The sequence below is a fragment of the Ruegeria sp. HKCCD8929 genome (assembly GCF_013031405.1).
In the GTDB taxonomy this organism is placed as follows: Bacteria; Pseudomonadota; Alphaproteobacteria; order Rhodobacterales; family Rhodobacteraceae; genus Ruegeria.
The window spans coordinates 435381-456817 of sequence record NZ_WPZY01000002.1; the positions used below are offsets into that span (position 1 = coordinate 435381).

The following is a 21437-nucleotide window of genomic DNA, read 5'->3' on the forward strand; positions in this document are numbered from 1 at the left end:
TCTGGGGGTGTGTGAGTTTTAACGGGGGCGCAGGCGAAAGGGACAGTCGGCTTGGCGCGCAGGTTCAGAGGTGAAAGCCACCACAAGGTGGATGCGAAGGGCAGGGTGTCGATCCCGGCCTCGTTTCGCCGTGTGCTTGAGGCGGGCGATCCCAACTGGCAATCCGGCGATAACCCCGAACTTGTGATCGTCTATGGCGATCACCGCCGCAAATACCTGGAATGCTACACGATGGAGGCGATCGACGAGGTCGATGCCAAGATCGACGCCCTGCCGCGCGGCTCGATGCAGCGTAAGATGCTGCAGCGCATGTTCCACGGTCAGTCCTTTCCCACCAATGTGGACGAAACCGGCCGTCTGGTGCTGCCCGCCAAGCTGCGCAAGAAGATCGATCTGGACAACGAGGCCTTCTTCATTGCCGCCGGTGACACGTTCCAGATCTGGAAACCCGAGACCTACGACAGCGTAGAGCTTGCCGCCGCCGAAGAGTGGCTGGACGAATTGCCGGGCGATTTCGATCCGATGCAGTATCTCGACGGCCCCGGGGATGGGTGACGGCATGGCCGCCGCTGCCTCCCCTTCTTCCGACGATCCGCATATTCCGGTCCTGTTGCGGCCTTTGCTTGACGCGGTGGCTCCCGTTTCGGGCATTTGGCTGGACGGCACTTTCGGCGCGGGCGGCTATACCCGTGGCCTGCTGGCCGCCGGTGCCGCGCGTGTGATCGGCGTCGACCGCGATCCGCTGGCCTTTGAGATGGCGGCGGATTGGGCCGGAGACTATGGCGATCGGCTGGTGATGCAGTCGGGCGTGTTCTCACGCATGGATGACTATGCGCAGGATCTCGACGGTGTGGTGCTCGATCTGGGCGTGTCCTCGATGCAGCTCGATCAGGCGGAACGCGGGTTTTCCTTCATGAAGGACGGCCCCCTCGACATGCGCATGAGCCAGGAGGGTGAAAGCGCCGCCGATCTGGTCAACACCGCGGCCGAGGTGCAGCTGGCCGATATTCTGTTCCATTACGGCGAGGAACGTGCCAGCCGCCGCATCGCCAAGGCCATCGTCAAGGCCCGGGCCGAAGCGCCGATCACCACTACTCTACACCTGGCCGAGATCATCGAATCCTGCCTGCCACGAGCCAAGCCGGGGCAGTCGCATCCCGCGACCCGCTCGTTTCAGGCGCTGCGGATCGCGGTGAATGCTGAATATGACGAGCTGTTTGAGGGGCTGATGGCCGCAGAGCGCGCGCTGAAGCCGGGTGGGCAACTGGCGGTGGTGACCTTCCACTCCATCGAGGACCGGATGGTCAAACGCTTTCTGCAAGCACGCGCAGGCAAGACCGGGCGGGCCAGTCGCCATGCGCCGGAACTGCAGCAGGAACAGCCACAATTCGCGCTGAAAACCCGCAAGGCGGTAGGGCCGGACGAACAGGAACTGGAAGAAAACCCACGGTCCCGCTCGGCCAAGCTGCGGGTCGCCGTGCGGACGGATGCTCCGGCGGGGCCGGTCGATCCGCGATCCATTGGAATGCCGCAGCTCAAGGGGGGGATGCGATGAGGGGTGTGATCTATGTCCTGACCGCGCTGGCCGTGTTCGGTCTGGCGCTTTGGGCGTATCAGGAGAATTACCGCACCCAGCAGGTGCTCAAGGAAACTCAGGCGCTGCAACGCCAGATCGGCGCCGCGCAGGTGCGCCTGAGCGTATTGCGCGCCGAATGGGCCTATCTCAATCGCCCCGACCGGCTGCGCGAACTGGCGGATCTGAATTTCGAACGACTCGGCCTGCTGCCGCTGCGTCCAGATCAGTTCGGGCGGGTGGACGAGATTACCTATGCCGAAGATCCCGACCTGCCGATCATCGACCCCATCGACGTGCAGGGGATCACAGATGTGCAGGCGCTGACGGAGCTTGAATGGCCATGATCCGAACCCCGCTGCGCCCGCTCGCCCGTGTTCTCGATGCCCGCGCCAAGGGCGAAAACCCCGACGCCATCGAGCGCGAGAACATCCGCAAACGTCACGAGGACATGCAGGACCGCTCCCGCGCCCGGGCCGAGGGGCGGTTGCTGGTGCTTGGCGCCTTCTTCTTCTGCGCTTTTGCCGTTGTGGGGGTACGCATGGGGATGCTGGCCACATCCGAGGCGCAGGAGCCTTTGGCCAGCGCACCCGGTGCCACAATCGCCATGCAGCGCGCCGATATCGTGGACCGCGAAGGGCGCATTCTGGCCACCAATCTCGAAACCTACTCGGTTTACGCCCAACCGCCGCTGATGGTGGACCCGGTCGCCGCCGCCGAGGGTCTGGTCAAGGTCTTTCCCGATCTCGACAAGGACCGGCTGGTCAAGGATTTCACCGGCAAGCGCAAGTTCCTGTGGATCAAGAAGCGTATCTCGCCCGAGCAGAAACAGGCGGCGCATGATATCGGCGATCCCGGCATCCTGTTCGGCCCGCGCGAGATGCGTCTTTATCCCAACGGCCAGCTTGCAGCCCATGTGCTGGGCGGCGCCGGGTTTGGCCGCGAAGGCGTGAGCGCTGCCGAGGTCATCGGCGTCGCCGGCGTCGAGAAACAGTTCGACGGCTATCTGCGCGATCCATCCAACGGCGCCAAGCCGCTGCGCCTCTCGCTGGACCTGACCGTGCAGGCGGCGGTCGAGCAGGTGCTGTTCGGCGGCATGAAGATCATGAACGCCAAGGGCGCCTCTGCCGTGCTGATGAATGCCCATACGGGAGAGGTGATCTCGGCCGCCTCGCTGCCCTCGTTCGATCCCAACGACCGGCCCCGCCCGCCGACCTCCGGCTTCGATCCGTCCGACAGCCCCCTCTTTAATCGTTACGTGCAAGGGGTTTACGAGCTTGGTTCGGTCTTCAAGATTTTCACCGCCGCGCAGGCTGTGAACCTGGGGCTGGTGAATTCCGGGACCATCATCGACACGTCCGGCCCGATGCGGATCGGTCGTTTTCCCATCGGAGAGTTTCAGGGCAAGAACTATGGCAAGCTGAGTGTTGCCGACGTGATCGTCAAAAGCTCGAACCGGGGGACCGGACGGCTGGCGCTGCAGATCGGCGCAAAACGGCAGCAGGATTTCCTGGGCAGGCTCGGCATGTTCGAGCCGACTCCGTTCGAAATCGTCGAAGCGGCGGGCGGTCAGCCGCTGAAACCCAAGAAATGGGGTGAACTGAGCACTGTCACCATCTCCTACGGCCATGGCCTGTCGACCAGCCCGATGCATCTGGCGGCGGGCTATGCGGCGATTGCCAATGGCGGGCGCTATGTCAGCCCGACGATCCTGAAACAGAAGGGTCCGCAATACGGGCCCCGGGTCATGTCCGAGAATGCCGCCAGCCAGGCCCAGCAGATGCTGCGGAAGGTGGTCACCAGCGGCACCGCCAGCTTTGGCGAGGTGCCGGGCTATGAGGTGGCGGGCAAGACCGGCACCGCCGACAAACCCAAGCCGCGCGGCGGGTATTACGAGGACAAGGTGATCGCCACTTTCGCCTCGCTCTTTCCGGCAAGCGATCCGCAATATGTGCTGATCGTCACGCTGGATGAACCCTCGATCGTCGCTTACGGTGAAAAGCGTCGCACCGCGGGCTGGACCGCCGTTCCGGTCGCGGCGGAACTGATCGGACGGGTGGCGCCGCTGCTTGGCCTGCGTCCCCGGCTTGAGCATGATGAGGGCGCTGCTATAACGCTGACCTCGAACTAGGCAGCGCAAAAGCAGGAGCGTCATGGGCACACGGTCAAAGAAACTCAGCCAACTGGCCCTGACGGCACGCGGCGGACGCGACCCCGAGATCACCGGGCTGGCCGTGGACAGCCGCGAGGTCAAGGACGGGTTCCTGTTCGCCGCCCTCCCCGGCACCCGCGTCCATGGCGGCGAGTTCATCCAATACGCGCTGCGCATGGGCGCCGCCGCCGTGCTGACCGACGCCAAAGGGGCCGAGATTGCAAGCGCCGAACTGGCCGCGTCCGAGGCCGCGCTGGTGGTGGTCGAGGATCCGCGTCAAGCGCTCGCTTTCACTGCGGCGCTGTGGTTCGGCGCCCAGCCTGAGACCATGGTCGCCGTCACCGGCACCAATGGGAAGACTTCCGTCGCCACCTTCGTCCGCCAGATCTGGGCTGAACTAGGCCATTCCGCCGTCAATCTGGGCACCACGGGGGTCGAAGGCGCATGGACCGCCCCTTTGGCCCACACCACGCCCGAACCGATCACTCTGCATCGCTGCCTGGCCGAGGCCGCGGCGAATGGCGTCACCCATGCGGCGATGGAGGCGTCGTCGCACGGGCTGGAACAGCGCCGCCTGGATGGCGTGAACCTGACCGCCGCTGGGTTCTCCAACTTCACCCAGGACCATCTTGACTATCACGACACGTTCGAGGCCTATTTCGCCGCCAAGGCCGGCCTGTTCCGCCGGGTGCTGCCCCCCGACGGCAAGGCGGTGATCAATCTGGACGACCCCAAGGGCGCCGAAATGCGCGCCGTGGCCACCGCGCGCGGGCAGGAGGTACTGACGGTCGGGCAGGGTATCGGCGATCTGTGCCTGCTGAACCAGCGTTTCGATGCCACCGGGCAGGACCTGCGGTTCTCATGGCGGGGCAGCGTGCATCAGACCCGCCTGAATCTGATCGGCGGGTTTCAGGCCGAGAACGTGCTGCTCGCCTGCGGGCTGGCGATCGCCAGCGGCGACGAACCCGAGCAGGTGTTCGAGACCCTGCCGCATCTGACCACCGTGCGCGGGCGGATGCAGCTCGCGGCCACGCGCGGCAACGGGGCTGCGGTCTTTGTCGATTACGCGCATACGCCGGATGCGGTTTCGACCGCGCTAAAGGCGCTGCGCCCGCATGTGATGGGCCGCCTCATCGCCATTGTCGGCGCAGGCGGCGACCGGGATGCGGGCAAACGCCCGCTGATGGGGCAGGCAGCGGCCGAGAATGCGGATATCGTCTTTGTCACCGACGACAACCCACGCAGCGAAGACCCGGGCACGATCCGCGCCGCAGTCATGGAGGGAGCGCCGGACGCCACCGAGGTGGGCGACCGGGCCGAGGCCATCCTGCGGGGCATCGACGCGCTACAACCGGGCGATGCGCTACTGATCGCGGGCAAGGGGCATGAAACCGGGCAAATCGTGGGCGACCAGGTGCTGCCCTTCGACGACGCCGAACAAGCCAGCATCGCGGTTGCCGCGCTGGACGGGAGATACGCATGATACTCTGGACCGCAGCAGACGCCGCCGAGGCCACAGTCGGCCGCGCCACGACCGACTGGACCGCCAGCGGCGTCTCGATCGACACCCGCACCATCCGGCCCGGCGACCTGTTCGTCGCACTAAAGGACACGCGCGATGGGCATGATTTTGTCGCTCAGGCGCTGGAAAAGGGTGCCAGCGCCGCACTGGTTTCGCGCGTCCCCGAGGGTGTTGCAGAGGATGCGCCGCTTTTGATCGTGGACGATGTACAGGCCGCGCTGGAGGCGTTGGGTCGCGCCGGACGGGCGCGCTGCAATGCGCGGGTGGCGGCGGTGACCGGCAGCGTCGGCAAGACCTCGACCAAGGAAATGCTGGTCACCATGCTGGGCGATCAGGGCCAGACCCATGCCAGTGTGGCCAGCTACAACAACCACTGGGGCGTGCCGCTGACGCTGGCGCGGATGCCCGCCGATACCGAGTTCGCCATTATCGAGATCGGCATGAACCACCCTGGCGAGATCGCGCCGCTGGCGCGGCAGGCGCGCCCTCATGTGGCGCTCATCACCACCGTGGCGGCCGCGCATCTTGAGGCCTTCGAGTCGGTGGATGCCATCGCCCGCGAAAAGGCGGCGATCTTCGAAGGTCTGCCGCAAGGCGGAGTGGCCATCGTCAATTCTGACATCGAACAGGTCGACATCCTGCGCGATCAGGCCCGTCAGCGGGGCGCACGCGTGCTGACCTTTGGACGAACCGCCCGCGACTTCAAGCTGATCGAGGTCGACACCGAGGGCGAGTTGACCCGGGTCAAGACCAATGTCTATGGCTCGGTCCTTGGGTTCCGCATCCGCTCGGCGGGCACGCATTTCGCCATGAACGGGCTGGGCGCCTTGGCCGCCTGTGCCGCACTCGGGGCGGATTTGATCCAGTCCCTCGTCAGCCTTCGCGAATGGACCCCCTACAAGGGGCGCGGAGTGCGCGAACGGGTCGATCTGGTGACCGGCGGATATCTGACCCTTCTGGATGACAGCTACAATGCCAACCCCACCTCGACCGGTGCGGCGCTGGACGTGCTGGCGGGCACCGAAGGCCGGCGCCGGGTGGCGTTTCTGGGCGACATGAAAGAGCTGGGAGTACAGGCCGAAGCGCTGCACGCGGGCCTTGCCGAGCTTGACGCGATGGAGCAGGTCGACCAGGTGCATTGCATCGGTCCGCTGATGCGCGCACTGCACGCCGCGCTGCCCGAGGATAAGCGCGGGCTCTGGACCGAGACCAGTGCCGAGATGGCCACACATCTGCCCGATCTGCTCTGGGCGGGCGACATTGTGCTGGCCAAAGGGTCGCTCAGCATGGATCTAGCGCGGATTGTTGACGGAATACGCAAAATGAGCGATGGCCCCGCGGATGCCTCCCTGTCTGAATGACGACTCACGAGTAAGGATCGTATTGAAATGCTCTATTGGTTGACCGCCTTGTCGGATGGAGGGGATTTCTGGAACCTCTTCCGCTACATCACCTTCCGTGCAGGCGGCGCCTTTCTGACCGCTCTGGTGTTCGGGTTCCTGTTCGGGCGCCCGCTGATTGACGTATTGCGCAAGAAACAGGGCAAGGGCCAGCCGATCCGGGATGACGGACCGGAGGGGCATTTCGTGAAGGCGGGCACGCCGACCATGGGCGGGCTGCTGGTCGTGGGCGCGTTGCTCACCTCGACACTGCTCTGGGCGCGGTGGGAGAACCCCTATGTCTGGCTGGTCCTCTTCGTGACACTGGCCTATGCGGCGATCGGATTTGCCGACGATTACGCGAAGGTTTCGAAACAGAACACAAAGGGTGTGCCGGGCAGGCTGCGGCTGGCGTTGGGCATCATGATCGCGGTTGCGGCGGCGACCTGGGCCTCGCTGAACCATCCCGAGGCGCTGCAATACCAACTGGCCCTGCCGGTTTTCAAGGATACGCTGATCAATCTGGGTGTGTTCTATATTCCGTTCTCGATCTGCGTGATCGTGGGCGCGGCCAATGCGGTGAACCTGACCGATGGTCTGGACGGGCTGGCGATCATGCCGGCGATGATTGCAGCCTCGACGCTTGGGGTGATCGCCTACGCGGTCGGACGGGTCGACTTCACCGAGTATCTGGACGTGCACTACGTTCCGGGAACCGGTGAACTGTTGATTTTCACGGCTGCACTGTTTGGCGCCGGGCTCGGCTTTCTCTGGTATAACGCGCCGCCGGCGGCTGTGTTCATGGGCGATACGGGATCGCTGGCCTTGGGTGGTGCGTTGGGGGCCATTGCGGTTGCGACGAAACACGAGTTGGTGCTGGCCATCGTGGGCGGGCTCTTCGTGGTCGAGGCGCTGAGCGTGATCGTTCAGGTGCTCTATTTCAAACGCACCGGCAAGCGTGTGTTCCTGATGGCGCCGATCCATCATCACTATGAAAAAAAAGGCTGGGCCGAGCCCACCATCGTGATCCGCTTCTGGATCATCTCGCTGATCCTGGCGATGATCGGGCTGGCGACACTCAAAGTGCGCTGAGCCGCGTTCTGGCTATCTTGTACCGGCCTCCGGGAGGGGAGTGACCGTTTTGTACAAGACCGGCGGCACCCCTTGGCGCCGTCCTGACCGCCCCAGATGCACCGCCGCGTCGCAGCGTGACACAAATTGAGCCGCCATGGTATTCTCGTCTCATTGCCGACGAGGATATAGTTTTGTTCAAATTCAACTGGTGGCGCGACAAGGATAATCGCGACGGCGCCACCGCGATCATCGATGTATTGAAAGTGGTCGTGCCGGCTGTGCTGGTCGTCACGGTGGTCGTTGCCGGGTGGTTGGGGATTACCAGCAAAGACGATGATGATAACGGCCCCTCTTCCATCGAGTGCAACAGCACATTCACCCAGAGCGACAATGGCACGGTCGTGCAAAATTGCGGCGGTGACGTACAGGTCGACGGGCAGGCGGGCGACGACACCATTACCTGCAACAGCCAGTTCCGGCAGGACGGCGACGGCAATCTGATCCAGAACTGCGGTGACGGCACGGTGATCATCGGCCTGACGCAGGAGAAGTTCTTTGCCGAACTGGAACGGCGCGAGGGTGAAATCCGCGCTGATCTTGAGCGCGCCTCGAGTGCCGAAAAGACGGTGCTGAACCAGGAGTTGGAGATCATCCGCCTGAAAATGGCGAATGTCGAGGAGGCCTATGCGCAAACGGTTGAAGAGCTGCGTCAGCTGCGTCTGCGTTTGACGGAATTCGAAGATGCGGTGCCGCGCACCCAGCTTGAGGCGGCCCAGCAGGCGCTGTTCGAAGGCAACCGGAAACTGGCCGATGAATTGCTGGCTGAGGTGCAGGAACAGAGCACCGATGCGGTGGTTCTGGCGGCGGATGCGGCGTTTCTGCGGGGCGAGATTGCAGAACAGGAAATCCGCTGGGCGGACGCGGCCAAACATTACGCGGATGCGGCCCGGTTGAACCCGACATTCGTTACGCTGCTGAATGCACACGCCTTGACTTGGAAAGCCGGGCAATATCGCAAAGCACTCCGGTATAGTGAAGACCTGCTGGAATTGGCCCGCAGTCTTGGGGATCCATACCAACTGGCAAAGGCTTTGAATGAACATGCGATTTCCATCGACTCACTAGGGTATTACGCAAAGGCTGAGCCTCTCTATCGCGAGGCGTTGGAAATTGGTCGTACGACGATAGGTGTCGAGCATCCTGACTATGCCATCCGTCTCAACAACCTCGCCGGGTTGCTGCAAGCGGCGGGCCGCTATGATGAGGCCGAGCCGCTTTATCGCGAGGCGTTGGAGATCAGTCGCAAGACGGTCGGTGTCGAACATCCCGCTTATGCCATTCGTCTCAACAACCTCGCGGGGTTGCTGCAGGCGACAGGCCGCTATGATGAGGCCGAGCCGCTCTATCGTGAGGCGCTGGAGATCGGTCGAAACACGGTAGGTGTCGAACATCCCGCTTATGCCACCCGTCTCAGCAACCTCGCCGGGTTGCTGCGGGCCACGGGTCGCCGTGATGAAGCCGAGGCGCACTATCGCGAGGCGCTGGAGATTGACCGCAAGACGATCGGTGTCGAGCATCCCGACTATGCCATCCGTCTCAACAACCTCGCCATGTTGCTGCATGCGGCGGGCCGCTATGATGAGGCCGAGCCGCTCCACCGGGAGGTGCTGAAGATTGACCGCAAAGCGCTTGGTATCGAGCACCCCGGCTATGCCACTGGTCTCAACAACCTTGCGGCGGTGCTACGGGCGACGGGCCGTTATGATGAGGCCGAGCCACTCTATCGTCAGGCGCTGGACATCAGCCGTAAGACGATTGGTATCGGGCATCCTGATTATGCCGTCCGTCTCAACAACCTCGCCATGTTGCTGCACGCGACGGGTCGCTATGATGAGGCCGAGCCGCTGTTCCGGGAGGTGCTGAAGATTGATGGCAAAGCGCTTGGTACCGCGCATCCCGGTTACGCCGTCGACCTCAACAACCTTGCCATGTTGCTGCATGCGACGGGCCGCTATGACGAGGCCGAACCGCTGTTTCTGGAGGCATTGGAGATTCTTGAACAGGCCCTTGGAGCAGAGCATCCCCATACAAAAGGCGCGCGCGAGAACCTGGACGCCTTCCTTGCCAGCAAGCCCGGCTAGCCTTGCTTGCATTCCGGCCTGCTGTCTGTACAGGGTGGTTCCCGCAGCAGGTGGCGAGGATGGAGTGCGCGGATGATCCCGGTCAAAGGGTTTGCAGGGCAGAAGGTTGCGGTTCTGGGGCTTGGCCGGTCGGGTCTGGCCTCGGCACGGGCGCTGCGGGCCGGTGGCGCCGAGCCGGTGTGCTGGGATGACAACCGGGAGGCGCGCGAGGCGGCGGAGGCGGAGGGTTTTGCCTGCACCGATCTGCGGCGGCAAGGGGCGTTCGAGGGTGTCTCTGCGCTCATCGTCTCGCCGGGCATTCCGCATCTCTACCCCGAACCGAACCCGGTCGTGGCCGCCGCGCAAGAGGCCGGCGTGCCGGTAGACAACGATATTGGGCTGTTCTTTCGCAGCTTTGCCGGGGCGGAGTGGAACCGCCTCGATACCCCGCCGCGCGTGGTTGCGGTGACCGGATCGAATGGCAAATCCACCACCGCCGCGCTGATCGATCACATCCTGACCGAGGCGGGGCGCCCGTCGCAGCTGGCGGGCAATATCGGGCGCGGGGTGCTGGATATCGAGCCCGGTGGCGATGGCTCGGTCGTGGTGCTGGAACTCAGCAGCTATCAGACAGATCTGGCGCGGGCGCTGACGCCGGATGTGGCGGTGTTCACCAATCTCTCGCCCGATCACTTGGACCGGCATGGCGGCATGGGCGGGTATTTCGCGGCCAAGCGGCGCCTCTTTGCCGAAGGCGGGCCGGACCGGGCGGTGATCGGTGTGGACGAGGCCGAGGGCGTGTTTCTGGCCGGGCAGATGTCCGAGGGCCCTGCCGATGACCGGGTGATCCGGGTGTCGGTGGCACGCAAGCTGACCGGGCCCGGCTGGCAGGTCTTTGCCCGCAAGGGGTATCTGGCCGAGTATCGCAAGGGACGGCAGGCGGCCTCGATCGATCTGCGCCAGATCAAGGGGTTGCCGGGCAGTCACAACCACCAGAACGCCTGTTCGGCCTATGCGGCCTGCCGCGCGCTGGGGCTGGCGCCGAAGGTGATCGAGTCGGCGCTGCACTCCTATCCCGGTCTGCCGCATCGCAGCCAGATCATCGCCGAGGCGGGCGGGGTTACTTACGTGAACGACTCCAAGGCCACCAATGTGGATGCTGCGGTCAAGGCGCTGAGCGCGTTCAAGCGCATTCGCTGGATCTGTGGCGGTTTGGAGAAGGAAGGTGGGCTGTCTGCGTTGAACGGGGCGGCCGGGGAGGTGGTCAAGGCCTATGTGATCGGGCGCGAGGCAGCCGGGTTTGCGATGCAGTTGCAGGCCGAGGCCGAAGTGTGCACTACCATGGCGGCGGCGGTCGAGAGGGCCATGGCCGACGCGCAGGAGGGGGAGACGGTTCTGCTGGCGCCTGCGGCGGCGAGTTTCGATCAGTATGACAATTTCGAACAGCGCGGTGAGGATTTCGTGGCCGAGGTGCGGCGGCGGCTGTAGCTGGGGGCTCTGCCCCCGCCGCGCGGGGCGCGGCTCCCCCGGAGTATTTGGGAAAAGATGAAGGGGTCAGGGTGCGGGCGTGCGGGCGGCGATGGCGGTTCCAGCAGCGTAACCCGAGGACCAGGCCCATTGGAAATTGTAGCCGCCGAGCCAACCGGTGACGTCCACCGCCTCGCCGATGATGTAGAGACCGGGGACGGATTTGGCCTCCATGGTTTTTGAGGACAATGCATCCGTGTCGATGCCGCCCAGCGTGACCTCGGCGGTGCGGTAGCCCTCGGTGCCCGACGGGGTGAGGCGCCAGTTGGCCAAGGCGGTGCAGAGGGTTTCGAGCTTTGCGTCTGGCTGGTCGGCCAGGTTGCCGTCGAGCGGCAGGTCGGATTTCAGCGCCTCGACCAGCCTTGCGGGTAGGTGACGGGCCAGTTCGGTGCTGAGCGCCTTGCGGCCGGAGTTCTGGCGTTGATCGCGCAGCGTGTCGAGCAGCGGCAGATCGGGGATCAGGTTCACGGTGATCTCCTCGCCCTCGCGCCAGTAGGAGGAGAGTTGCAGCACCGATGGGCCGGAAAGGCCGCGATGGGTGAAGAGCAGCGCTTCGTCGAAGGAGGTGCGTGCGTTCGAGAGCCGGGCGGGGATGGACACGCCGGAGAGCGGTTTGAAGCGGCCATCGCTGAAGGTGAAGGGGACCAGCGCGGGGCGGGTTTCGGTGATCGGCAGGGCGAACTGGCGTGCGATGTCGTAGGCCAGCCCGGTGGCGCCCATCTTGGGGATCGACTTGCCGCCCGTGGCCAGCACCAGGGCGCGGCAGGTGAGCGCCTGGCGCTGGCCTTCGCGCTCGACCTCCAGAGCGAAGCCGCTTTCGGTCTTGTGAAGGTCTTTCAGCGCGGTGTGCAGCCACAGCTCGGCCCCTGTGCGCTCCAACTCGGCCACCAGCATCGCCACGACCTGTTTCGAGGAGCCGTCGCAGAACAGTTGCCCCAGCGTCTTTTCGTGCCAGGCGATGTCGTGGCGGTTCACCAGGTCGATGAAATCCCATTGCGTGTAGCGCGCCAGTGCCGATTTGCAGAAATGCGGGTTCTGCGACAGGAAATTGGCGGGCTCGGCAAACATGTTGGTGAAATTGCAGCGCCCGCCGCCGGAAATGCGGATCTTTTCCCCGGGCGCACGGGCGTGATCGATCACCAGAGTGCGGCCGCCGCAATGGGCGGCGCACATCATGCCGGCGGCGCCTGCACCCAGGATGATCGTGTCGAACCTCATGCCCCGCCCTTGGCGCGGTTTGACGCCAATGACAAGAGGAAGAGGCTGGTCTGACAGCGAATTTGCCTGTAGACTCTGGCTCAGATCCCGAAAACGGGACGTTTACGAGGCAGATAGTGGCGGTAATCTCATGACTGAGATGGTGTATGGCGCGGTCCCGGACCAGCGCGGCGAACCAATCCTTCCGAAATGGTGGCGGACGCTGGACAAATGGTCGATGTCCTGCGTGATGCTGCTGTTCGTCGTGGGGCTGCTGCTGGGGCTTGCCTCGTCTCCGCCGCTGGCGGCGCGCAACGGGTTCGATCCGTTTCACTATGTCGAGCGGCAGGCCTTTTTCGGCGTCATGGCGCTGGTGGCGATGCTGCTGACCTCGATGATGTCGCCGACGCTGGTGCGGCGGCTGGCGGTGCTGGGTTTTCTGGGCGCCTTCGTGGCGCTGGCGCTGCTGCCGGTCTTTGGCACCGATTTCGGCAAAGGCGCGGTGCGGTGGTACAGCTTGGGCTTTGCTTCGGTCCAGCCGTCGGAGTTTCTCAAGCCCGGTTTCGTGGTGGTCGCTGCCTGGCTCTTTGCCGCCAGTCAGGAGATCAACGGGCCGCCCGGGCGGCTCTGGTCCTTTCTGCTGTGCATGGCGATCGTGGCGATGCTGGTGATGCAGCCGGATTTCGGGCAGGCCTGTCTGATGCTGTTCGGCTGGGGCGTGATGTATTTCGTGGCCGGAGCGCCGATGCTGCTGCTGGTGGGCATGGCGGCTGTCGTGGTGCTGGGCGGTATGCTGGCCTATTCGAACTCGGAGCATTTCGCGCGCCGGATCGACGGGTTCCTGAACCCGGATGTGGACCCGACCACCCAGCTTGGCTATGCCACCAATGCGATCCGCGAGGGCGGGCTGTTCGGCGTGGGTGTCGGCGAGGGGCAGGTGAAATGGTCGTTGCCCGACGCACATACCGACTTCATCATCGCGGTCGCGGCCGAAGAGTACGGCCTGATCCTGGTGCTGATCATCATCGCGCTCTATGCGCTTGTGGTGGTGCGCTCGCTGTTGCGGCTGATGCGCGAGCGGGACATGTTCATCCGCCTCGCGGGTACAGGGCTGGCCTGCATGTTCGGGGTGCAGGCGATGATCAACATGGGCGTGGCCGTTCGGTTGTTGCCCGCCAAGGGCATGACGCTGCCTTTCGTCAGTTACGGCGGTTCGTCCCTGATTGCGGGCGGGATCGCGGTCGGTATGCTGCTGGCCTTTACGCGGACGCGGCCGCAAGGCGAGTTGGGTGACATTCTTCGCGGACGGGGATGATGGCGCAACCTTACATATTGATTGCAGCGGGCGGGACCGGTGGCCACATGTTTCCGGCGCAGGCGCTGGCCGAGGCGATGCTGCATCGTGGCTGGCGCGTGCGCCTGTCCACCGATGCGCGTGGGGCGCGGTACACCGGCGGTTTTCCCCATACGACCGAGATTGTCGAGGCATCATCCGCCACCTTCGCGCGCGGCGGGCCGGTGGCCAAGGCGATGGTGGCGCCGAGGATCGCGGGCGGCGTGACCAGCATGGCCTTGCAGATGCTGCGCAACAGGCCGGACGTTGTCGTGGGCTTTGGCGGGTATCCGTCGATCCCGGCATTGGGCGCAGCGACGATGCTGGGCGTGCCGCGGATGATCCACGAACAGAACGGCATTCTGGGACGGGTGAACCAGATCTTTGCCACCCGGGTCGCGCATGTGGCCTGTGGCGCCTGGCCCACCGATCTGCCAGAGGGCGCCGATGGCGTTCATGTGGGCAACCCGGTGCGTGCCGCCGTGCTGGACCGGGCGGCGGCGGGCTATATCCCGCCGGGCGAGTATCCGATGTCGATCCTGGTGATGGGCGGCTCGCAGGGTGCGCGCATCCTCAGCGACAAGGTGCCGGGTGCGGTTGCCTCGCTGCCCGAGGACCTGCGCCAATATGTGCGCGTTGCTCATCAGGCCCGGAATGAGGATGGCGAGCGGGTCGCGGCCTATTACGCCGAACACGGCATCAAGGCCGAGGTGAAACCTTTCTTCCAGGATGTGCCGCGCCGCATGTCCGAGGCGCAGCTGGTGATCAGCCGCTCAGGCGCCTCCAGCGTGGCGGATATCTCGGTGATCGGGCGCCCCTCGATCCTCGTGCCCTTCGCCGCCGCCGCCGGAGATCACCAGACCGCCAATGCGCGGGGGCTGGTTCAGGCGGGTGCTGCTATCCTGATCCCGGAAAGTGCCCTTGACGTTTCCGCGCTGGCAGAGCAAATCGCATTGGTTCTGACCAACCCGCAAGCCGCCCAGAAAATGGCCAGCGCCGCCCTGTCGGTCGGGGCCCCGGACGCAACCGAGCGTCTGGTCGCCCTTGTTGAAGGTCTGGCGCAGAAGGAGACCGCATGACCCCTGCCACCAAACTCCCCACCGATATCGGGCCCATCCATTTCGTCGGGATCGGCGGCATCGGCATGTCGGGCATCGCCGAAGTGCTGCTGAACCTGGGCTACCGGGTGCAGGGCTCGGACCTGAAGGCCACCAAGATCACCGAGCGGCTGGCGCGGCTGGGGGCGGAAATCTTCGTCGGCCAGAGCGCGGAGAACCTGGAAGGGGCTTCGGTCGTTGTCGTCTCGACCGCGATCAAGCCGGGCAACCCGGAGCTGGACGGTGCCCGGACGCGCGGCCTGCCGGTGGTGCGGCGCGCGGATATGCTGGCGGAACTCATGCGGCTCAAGTCCAACGTTGCCATCGCCGGAACCCACGGCAAGACCACCACGACCACGATGATGGCCGAATTGATGGTGGCCGGCGAGTTCGACCCCACCGTGATCAATGGCGGCATCATCCACGCCTATGGCAGCAACGCCCGTATGGGGCAGGGCGAGTGGATGGTGGTCGAGGCAGATGAGTCCGACGGCTCGTTCAACCGCCTGCCCGCCACCATCGCCATCGTCACCAATATCGACCCCGAGCATATGGAGCATTGGGGCGATTTCGACCGGCTGCGCGATGGGTTCTACGAGTTCGTGTCGAACATCCCGTTCTATGGCCTCGCCGTCTGCTGCACCGACCATGCCGAGGTGCAGGCGCTGGTGGGCCGGATCACCGACCGCCGCGTGCGCACCTATGGGTTCAACGCGCAGGCGGATGTGCGGGCCGTGAACCTGACCTACAAGGGCGGCGTGGCGCATTTTGACATTCATCTGCAGCACGAGGATATGGTGATCGAGGGCTGCAGCCTGCCGATGCCGGGCGACCACAACGTCTCGAACGCCTTGTCCGCCGTGGCCGTGGCCCGTCATCTGGGCATGAAGGCGGCGGAAATCCGCGAGGCGCTGGCCAATTTCGGCGGCGTCAACCGGCGCTTTACCAAGGTGGGCGAGGTCGATGGCGTCACCATCATCGACGATTACGGCCACCACCCGGTGGAGATCGCTGCCGTGCTGAAGGCCGCGCGCCAATCCTGCGAGGGCCGCGTGATCGCCGTGCATCAGCCGCACCGCTACTCGCGCCTGTCGAACCTGTTCGAGGATTTCTGCACCTGTTTCAACGATGCCGACGTGGTGGCCATCGCCGAGGTTTTTGGCGCCGGTGAAGACCCGATCGAGGGCGCCAGCCGCGACGATCTGGTGGCGGGCATGATCCGCCACGGTCACCGTCACGCCCGTGCCCTGCTGAACGAGGACGATCTGGAACGGCTGGTGCGCGAGCAGACCCGGCCGGGCGACATGGTGGTCTGTCTGGGTGCGGGGACCATCAGCGGCTGGGCCAACGCCCTGCCGGACCGACTGAGAAAACTGGCGGGCTAGGGCCGTGCCGCTCTCGGTCATACTGGCCTGTGCCTGGGTGCTGGCGGCGACCATCGTGGCGCTGTTGCCGATGCGGATGCAGTTTCCGCCCGGCATCGCATTGCTGATCGCGGCCCCGGTCGTGATCGTATGGCTGGGAGTGGATTACGGCTGGTTCCTGTCGCTGGCGGCGACGGCGGCTTTTGTTTCAATGTACCGCAACCCCTTGCGTTATTACTGGCGCAAGTGGTTCGGTTCCGACGAGGAAGAGGGGCGGGAATGAACACCTCGCTGATCCTGGCCTGTGTGTGGGCCGTGATTGCAAATGTGCTGGCGATGACACCGAGCCGGGACAACCATTGGACCCGTGCCTATGCGCTGATCGCAGTGGGCATCCCGCTGGTGGGCTATGTCACTTATGAGAACGGCCCGTGGATCGGCCTGCTGGTGCTGGCCGCAGGCATGTCGGTGCTGCGCTGGCCGGTGATCTATCTGACGCGCTGGCTGCGGCGGATCAGGTGACGGAGCGGCCAAATGGATATCTGGGTGGTCCTGATCTATGTGGCGATTGCGCTGGGTATCTTGGGTTGGGGTTTGGGCTTTGCTTATTTGGCGCGATATGGGAAGCGCCGTCTTGCCTATTCTGCTACAGCACTGTGGTTTGTTCTGCTGGTTCTGGCTGTCTACGGTTATTCGGTTGAAACTTACGACATTGCCAAATTCGCGGCCTTGTTTATTGCGGCTGTGCATTTGGTGTATGGCCTGAGTGCAGCAATAGGATGGGGACTAGGGAAAAAGTGGCGCAAGAAAGCGTTGAGTTGAGTCCGCTTCAGGTGCGGGGCAAACTAACGGAACGAAAGTCTCTTGGAGATCTGACCTGGCTCCGCGTTGGTGGCCCGGCGGATTACCTGTTTCAACCTGCGGATTTGGAAGACCTGCAAGACTTCCTGCGGGAATTGCCGTCGGGTGTCGCCGTCTTCCCCATGGGTGTCGGCTCGAACCTTATCGTGCGCGACGGCGGATTGCGTGCCGTGGTGATCCGGCTGGGGCGGGGGTTCAACGGTACTTCTATCAACGGCAACCGGGTCACGGCGGGTGCGGCGGCGCTGGATGCGCATGTGGCGCGGAAAGCGGCCGATGCCGGGGTTGACCTGACCTTTCTGCGCACTATCCCCGGCTCCATCGGCGGGGCGGTGCGGATGAACGCGGGGTGCTATGGCAGCTACGTGGCCGATGTGCTGGTTTCCGCCACCATCGTGACGCGCGATGGAGAGGTGCAGGAGCTGACCGCGAGCGACCTGAACTTCCGCTATCGCCAGTCCGACCTGCCCGCAGGCGCGGTGCTGGTCGAGGCGGTGATGGAGGGGCCGTCGGCGCCGGCAGACGAACTGCATGCCCGCATGGATGCGCAGCTGAAAAAGCGCGACGAAACCCAGCCCACCAAGGACCGCAGCGCCGGGTCCACCTTTCGCAACCCGGCGGGCTTTTCCTCGACCGGGCGGGCGGACGACACCCATGATCTCAAGGCGTGGAAGGTGATCGACGACGCCGGTATGCGGGGCGCCCGGCGGGGCGGTGCGCAGATGAGCGAAAAGCACCCGAATTTCCTGATCAACACCGGCGATGCAACCGCCGCCGATCTCGAAGGTCTGGGCGAGGATGTGCGAAAAAAGGTTTACGAAACAAGCGGTATCACGCTAGAGTGGGAAATCATGCGGGTCGGTGATCCGCTGAAAGAATAGCTTCCCGATCCGCTGACCAATAACAGGCAAAACCGGCGGCGGAACAGGGAAATAACAAAGCAGTACGGGCCAGCGGATAAGGCCCGGGGACATTGAGGCACACGGTGGGTAAGTCGAGCAGGACAACCCCCAAAGTGGCGGTATTGATGGGCGGACCTTCGGCCGAGCGCGAGGTGTCGCTGGTCAGCGGACGTGAATGCGCAACCGCCCTCAGGGGAGAAGGGTTTGAGGTGGTCGAGCTGGATGCCGGCCCGGACCTCTGTGCCCGTTTACAGGACATCAATCCGGATGTTGTTTTCAACGCGCTCCATGGTCGGTGGGGCGAGGATGGCTGCGTGCAGGGGCTGCTGGAATGGCTGGGCATTCCCTATACCCATTCCGGCGTGCTGGCCTCGGCCCTGGCGATGGACAAGCAGCGCTCGAAAGAGGTGTTCCGCGCGGCGGGTCTGCCGGTGGTCGAAAGCCTCATCGTGGCGAAAGAGGATGCGCAGGCCGATCACGTGTTGGCGCCGCCTTATGTAGTGAAACCCAACAACGAAGGCTCGTCGGTCGGCATCTATATCGTGCAGGAGGGCGCCAACGGCCCGCCAAAGCTGGCCGAAACCATGCCCGCGCAGGTGATGGTCGAGCAATATGTGCCCGGGCGCGAGCTGACCACGACCGTGGTGGGCGATCGGGCGGTGAGCGTAACCGACATCATCACCGACGGCTGGTACGATTACGACGCCAAGTACAAACCCGGCGGCTCGCGGCACGAGGTTCCGGCCAACATCCCGAAAGAGATCTTCGACCTGTGCCTCGATTATGCCCTGCGCGCGCATCAGGCGCTGGGGTGCCGGGGGGCGAGCCGCACCGACTTTCGCTGGGACGAGGCGCGCGGGGCCGAAGGGTTGATCCTGCTGGAAACCAACACCCAGCCCGGCATGACGCCAACCTCGCTGGTGCCCGAACAGGCGGGCGAGTTGGGTATGACATTCGGCCAGCTCTGCGCATGGATGGTGGATGACGCCTCATGCGACAGGTAAAGCGCCGCAAACTGCCTGTTCTGTTCCGGCAAAAGCCGGTCGCAGGTCCCGATGCCGCCTTTGAGACCGGCGAGGCCGGTGCGGGCGGGGGGATGCGTCTGCATGGCGGGGAGCGGCTGAAACCGCCCAAGCGCCGGGCCGATCCGGCGCCGTCGCGGCTGAGCTACCGGTTCCAGCGCTGGATGCTGACGCCGGGTATCCGGCTGGGCCTGCGCGTGGGCGTGCCCGTTTGTCTGGTGCTGGCGCTCAGCAGCGCCTTTCTGGCCAGCGAGGCGCGGCGCGATGCGGTGAACGATTTTGTCGCCGACCTGCGCGCCTCGATCCAGGAGCGGCCGGAATTCATGGTCAACCTGATGGCCATCGATGGTGCGGGCGGCAGCCTGGCCGAGGATATCCGCGAGGTGGTGCCGCTCGATTTCCCGATCAGCTCGTTCGATCTGGATGTCGAGCAGATCCGCGACGTGATCACCGGGCTCGATCCGGTGAAATCCGCCAGCGTCCGGGTGCGGCCCGACGGCATCCTGCAGATCGATGTGGTCGAACGTCAGCCGGTCGTGGTCTGGCGCACGCGGGACGGGATCGAATTGCTGGACGAGACCGGCGCGCATGTAAAGGACCTGCCGTCGCGCAAGCTGCGCTCGGACCTGCCGCTGATCGCGGGCAGGGGGGCGGATGGCCATGTGCCCGAGGCGCTGGCGCTGATCCGCACGGCGCAAGGTTTGGGCGAGCGTCTGCGCGGGCTGGTTCGCATCGGAGAGCGCCGCTGGGACGTGGTGCTGGACCGCAAGCAGCGCATCATGCTGCCGACCGAGCGCCCGATCGAGGCGCTGGAGCGGGTGCTGGCGGTGAGCGAGGTGCAGGACCTGCTGGAGCGTGACGTGGCCGTGGTGGACATGCGGCTGGGATCGCGCCCCACGATCAGAATGACCGAAACCGCCAGCGAGGAATGGTGGCGGACAAGAACAACAGTCGGGAATGGGCAGTAACAGGTATGATGACGGATCTTTATCAGTCCCAGAGGGCGATGCGGCAGATGCGCCGGCAGGCGATGCAGCGCGGTGTGGTGGCCATTCTGGACGTTGGCAGTTCCAAGATCGCCTGTCTGGTGCTGCGCTTCGACGGCACCGGGCGGCTGAGCGAGGATAACTCGATCGGCTCGATGGCGGGTCAGACCGGGTTCCGCGTGATCGGCGCTGCCACCACCCGCTCGCGCGGGGTGCAGTTCGGCGAAGTCACCGCCATGCAGGAGACCGAGCGCGCCATCCGCACCGCCCTGCAGGCGGCGCAGAAGATGGCCGATATCCGGGTCGATCACGTGATCGCCTGTTTCTCGGGTGCCAATCCGAGGTCTTATGGCCTGGACGCGCAGGTGGAGCTGGAAAGCCAGGTGGTGACCGAGGCCGAGGTGGGCCGGGTGCTGAACGCATGCGAAGTGCCGGAATACGGGGCGGGGCGCGAGGTGCTGCATGCCCAGCCGGTAAATTTCGCGCTCGACAACCGGTCGGGCCTGATCGATCCGCGCGGGCAGCTGGGCCAGTCGCTGGCGGTGGACATGCATATGCTGACCGTCGATGCGGTGGCGATCCAGAACATCGTGCACTGCATCAAACGCTGCGATCTGGAGTTGGCGGGCATTGCCAATTCGGCCTATGTCTCGGGCATCTCGGCGCTGGTCGAGGACGAGCAAGAGCTGGGCGCGGCCTGTATCGACATGGGCGGCGGCACCACCAGCGTGTCGATCTTCATGAAGAAACACATGATCTATGCCGATTGCGTGCGCATGGGCGGAGATCACGTGACAAGCGACATCTCGATGGGGCTGGGGGTTCCGGCAGCGGTGGCCGAGCGGATCAAGACCTTCAGCGGCGGCGTGCACGCGACAGGCGCGGATGACCGCGACCTGATCGACATCGGTGGCGATACCGGCGATTGGGAGCATGACCGCCGCACCGTCAGCCGCGCCGAACTGATTGGCATCATGCGTCCGAGGGTCGAGGAAATTCTGGAAGAGGTGCGCGTCCGGCTGGATGCCGCCGGGTTCGAGCATCTGCCCAGCCAGCAGATCGTGCTGACCGGCGGGGCCAGCCAGGTGATGGGCCTCGACGGGCTCGCCAGCCGCATTCTGGGCCAGCGCGTGCGCCTGGGGCGTCCACTGCGCGTGCATGGCCTGCCGCAATCGGCGACCGGCCCCGGGTTTTCGTCGGCGGTGGGGCTGAGCCTGTTTGCGGCGCATCCGCAGGACGAATGGTGGGATTTCGAGATTCCGGTTGATCGCTACCCCTCGCGTTCGCTCAAGCGTGCGGTGAAGTGGTTCCGCGACAACTGGTAACGC

Annotated in this window: 20 protein-coding genes; 19 read left to right on the forward strand and 1 reads right to left on the reverse strand. The window is 64.6% G+C overall.

Features of this window, described 5'->3' with window-relative positions; genetic code table 11:
* Positions 1 to 51 precede the first annotated feature (51 nt).
* From mraZ to murD, 9 genes are all read left to right on the forward strand, one after another.
* Complete coding sequence (gene mraZ, locus GOX53_RS04795; RefSeq protein WP_171173917.1) at positions 52 to 555, forward strand: division/cell wall cluster transcriptional repressor MraZ; 504 nt, start codon at positions 52 to 54, stop codon at positions 553 to 555.
* 4 nt (positions 556 to 559) lie between these two features.
* Positions 560 to 1555, forward strand: coding sequence for a 16S rRNA (cytosine(1402)-N(4))-methyltransferase RsmH (gene rsmH, locus GOX53_RS04800; protein WP_171173919.1), 996 nt, complete (start codon positions 560 to 562; stop codon positions 1553 to 1555).
* On the forward strand, positions 1552 to 1920 hold the full coding sequence (locus tag GOX53_RS04805) for a cell division protein FtsL (RefSeq protein ID WP_171173921.1): 369 nt from the start codon (positions 1552 to 1554) through the stop codon (positions 1918 to 1920). The genes rsmH and GOX53_RS04805 overlap by 4 nt, the downstream gene beginning before the upstream one ends.
* Positions 1917 to 3704: a penicillin-binding protein 2 gene (locus GOX53_RS04810; RefSeq protein WP_171174034.1), complete on the forward strand. Its 1788-nt coding sequence runs from the start codon at positions 1917 to 1919 to the stop codon at positions 3702 to 3704. Before GOX53_RS04805 ends, GOX53_RS04810 begins: the two co-directional genes overlap by 4 nt.
* 22 nt (positions 3705 to 3726) lie before the next feature.
* Positions 3727 to 5208, forward strand: a complete 1482-nt coding sequence (locus GOX53_RS04815) for a UDP-N-acetylmuramoyl-L-alanyl-D-glutamate--2,6-diaminopimelate ligase (RefSeq protein ID WP_171173923.1) — start codon at positions 3727 to 3729, stop codon at positions 5206 to 5208.
* Complete coding sequence (murF, locus tag GOX53_RS04820; protein ID WP_171173925.1) at positions 5205 to 6608, forward strand: UDP-N-acetylmuramoyl-tripeptide--D-alanyl-D-alanine ligase; 1404 nt, start codon at positions 5205 to 5207, stop codon at positions 6606 to 6608. Before GOX53_RS04815 ends, murF begins: the two co-directional genes overlap by 4 nt.
* Positions 6609 to 6635: 27 nt before the next feature.
* Positions 6636 to 7718, forward strand: coding sequence for a phospho-N-acetylmuramoyl-pentapeptide-transferase (mraY, locus tag GOX53_RS04825; protein WP_171173927.1), 1083 nt, complete (start codon positions 6636 to 6638; stop codon positions 7716 to 7718).
* A 173-nt stretch (positions 7719 to 7891) separates the two neighbouring features.
* The gene (locus tag GOX53_RS04830; protein WP_171173929.1) at positions 7892 to 9841 is read left to right on the forward strand and encodes a tetratricopeptide repeat protein; all 1950 of its coding nucleotides are present in this window, start codon (positions 7892 to 7894) and stop codon (positions 9839 to 9841) included.
* A 72-nt stretch (positions 9842 to 9913) separates the two neighbouring features.
* The gene (gene murD, locus GOX53_RS04835) at positions 9914 to 11308 is read left to right on the forward strand and encodes a UDP-N-acetylmuramoyl-L-alanine--D-glutamate ligase (RefSeq protein ID WP_171173931.1); all 1395 of its coding nucleotides are present in this window, start codon (positions 9914 to 9916) and stop codon (positions 11306 to 11308) included.
* Between the two features lie 66 nt (positions 11309 to 11374).
* Here the strand turns inward: murD and GOX53_RS04840 are convergent, their stop codons facing one another.
* Positions 11375 to 12565, reverse strand: coding sequence for an NAD(P)/FAD-dependent oxidoreductase (locus GOX53_RS04840; RefSeq protein WP_171173933.1), 1191 nt, complete (start codon positions 12563 to 12565; stop codon positions 11375 to 11377).
* Between the two features lie 130 nt (positions 12566 to 12695).
* On the opposite strand from GOX53_RS04840, the gene ftsW reads away from it, so the two are divergent.
* The 10 genes from ftsW to ftsA all read left to right on the forward strand — a co-directional run bounded on the left by ftsW (position 12696) and on the right by ftsA (position 21434).
* A complete protein-coding gene (gene ftsW / locus GOX53_RS04845) occupies positions 12696 to 13859 on the forward strand; it encodes a putative lipid II flippase FtsW (RefSeq protein ID WP_171173935.1) in 1164 nt (387 codons plus the stop codon).
* Positions 13859 to 14956 carry a UDP-N-acetylglucosamine--N-acetylmuramyl-(pentapeptide) pyrophosphoryl-undecaprenol N-acetylglucosamine transferase gene (locus GOX53_RS04850; protein WP_171173937.1) on the forward strand — a complete coding sequence of 366 codons (1098 nt, stop codon included), beginning with the start codon at positions 13859 to 13861 and terminating at the stop codon, positions 14954 to 14956. Before ftsW ends, GOX53_RS04850 begins: the two co-directional genes overlap by 1 nt.
* Complete coding sequence (gene murC / locus GOX53_RS04855) at positions 14953 to 16359, forward strand: UDP-N-acetylmuramate--L-alanine ligase (protein WP_171173939.1); 1407 nt, start codon at positions 14953 to 14955, stop codon at positions 16357 to 16359. The genes GOX53_RS04850 and murC overlap by 4 nt, the downstream gene beginning before the upstream one ends.
* A gap of 4 nt (positions 16360 to 16363) precedes the next feature.
* On the forward strand, positions 16364 to 16621 hold the full coding sequence (locus tag GOX53_RS04860) for a DUF2484 family protein (protein WP_171173940.1): 258 nt from the start codon (positions 16364 to 16366) through the stop codon (positions 16619 to 16621).
* Positions 16618 to 16860 carry a DUF2484 family protein gene (locus GOX53_RS04865; protein ID WP_171173942.1) on the forward strand — a complete coding sequence of 81 codons (243 nt, stop codon included), beginning with the start codon at positions 16618 to 16620 and terminating at the stop codon, positions 16858 to 16860. Before GOX53_RS04860 ends, GOX53_RS04865 begins: the two co-directional genes overlap by 4 nt.
* A 12-nt stretch (positions 16861 to 16872) precedes the next feature.
* Positions 16873 to 17160 (forward strand): hypothetical protein, encoded by a 288-nt coding sequence (locus tag GOX53_RS04870; RefSeq protein ID WP_171173944.1) that lies wholly within the window; start codon positions 16873 to 16875, stop codon positions 17158 to 17160.
* Complete coding sequence (gene murB / locus GOX53_RS04875; RefSeq protein WP_254446459.1) at positions 17157 to 18080, forward strand: UDP-N-acetylmuramate dehydrogenase; 924 nt, start codon at positions 17157 to 17159, stop codon at positions 18078 to 18080. Before GOX53_RS04870 ends, murB begins: the two co-directional genes overlap by 4 nt.
* 104 nt (positions 18081 to 18184) lie before the next feature.
* Positions 18185 to 19105: a D-alanine--D-alanine ligase gene (locus GOX53_RS04880; protein WP_171173948.1), complete on the forward strand. Its 921-nt coding sequence runs from the start codon at positions 18185 to 18187 to the stop codon at positions 19103 to 19105.
* A complete protein-coding gene (locus GOX53_RS04885; protein ID WP_171173950.1) occupies positions 19093 to 20091 on the forward strand; it encodes a cell division protein FtsQ/DivIB in 999 nt (332 codons plus the stop codon). The genes GOX53_RS04880 and GOX53_RS04885 overlap by 13 nt, the downstream gene beginning before the upstream one ends.
* Before the next feature lie 8 nt (positions 20092 to 20099).
* On the forward strand, positions 20100 to 21434 hold the full coding sequence (gene ftsA / locus GOX53_RS04890) for a cell division protein FtsA (protein ID WP_171174036.1): 1335 nt from the start codon (positions 20100 to 20102) through the stop codon (positions 21432 to 21434).
* Positions 21435 to 21437: the final 3 nt, after the last annotated feature.

Excerpts from the sequence above, each read along its gene's own strand:
- rsmH (WP_171173919.1), top strand. The coding sequence starts at position 560 with ATGGCCGCCGCTGCCTCCCCTTCTTCCGACGATCCGCATATTCCGGTC.
- GOX53_RS04805 (WP_171173921.1), top strand. The coding sequence starts at position 1,552 with ATGAGGGGTGTGATCTATGTCCTGACCGCGCTGGCCGTGTTCGGTCTG.
- GOX53_RS04810 (WP_171174034.1), top strand. The coding sequence starts at position 1,917 with ATGATCCGAACCCCGCTGCGCCCGCTCGCCCGTGTTCTCGATGCCCGC.
- GOX53_RS04815 (WP_171173923.1), top strand. The coding sequence starts at position 3,727 with ATGGGCACACGGTCAAAGAAACTCAGCCAACTGGCCCTGACGGCACGC.
- murF (WP_171173925.1), top strand. The coding sequence starts at position 5,205 with ATGATACTCTGGACCGCAGCAGACGCCGCCGAGGCCACAGTCGGCCGC.
- mraY (WP_171173927.1), top strand. The coding sequence starts at position 6,636 with ATGCTCTATTGGTTGACCGCCTTGTCGGATGGAGGGGATTTCTGGAAC.
- murD (WP_171173931.1), top strand. The coding sequence starts at position 9,914 with ATGATCCCGGTCAAAGGGTTTGCAGGGCAGAAGGTTGCGGTTCTGGGG.
- GOX53_RS04840 (WP_171173933.1), bottom strand. The coding sequence starts at position 12,565 with ATGAGGTTCGACACGATCATCCTGGGTGCAGGCGCCGCCGGCATGATG.
- ftsW (WP_171173935.1), top strand. The coding sequence starts at position 12,696 with ATGACTGAGATGGTGTATGGCGCGGTCCCGGACCAGCGCGGCGAACCA.
- GOX53_RS04850 (WP_171173937.1), top strand. The coding sequence starts at position 13,859 with ATGGCGCAACCTTACATATTGATTGCAGCGGGCGGGACCGGTGGCCAC.
- murC (WP_171173939.1), top strand. The coding sequence starts at position 14,953 with ATGACCCCTGCCACCAAACTCCCCACCGATATCGGGCCCATCCATTTC.
- GOX53_RS04865 (WP_171173942.1), top strand. The coding sequence starts at position 16,618 with ATGAACACCTCGCTGATCCTGGCCTGTGTGTGGGCCGTGATTGCAAAT.
- GOX53_RS04870 (WP_171173944.1), top strand. The coding sequence starts at position 16,873 with ATGGATATCTGGGTGGTCCTGATCTATGTGGCGATTGCGCTGGGTATC.
- GOX53_RS04885 (WP_171173950.1), top strand. The coding sequence starts at position 19,093 with ATGCGACAGGTAAAGCGCCGCAAACTGCCTGTTCTGTTCCGGCAAAAG.
- ftsA (WP_171174036.1), top strand. The coding sequence starts at position 20,100 with ATGACGGATCTTTATCAGTCCCAGAGGGCGATGCGGCAGATGCGCCGG.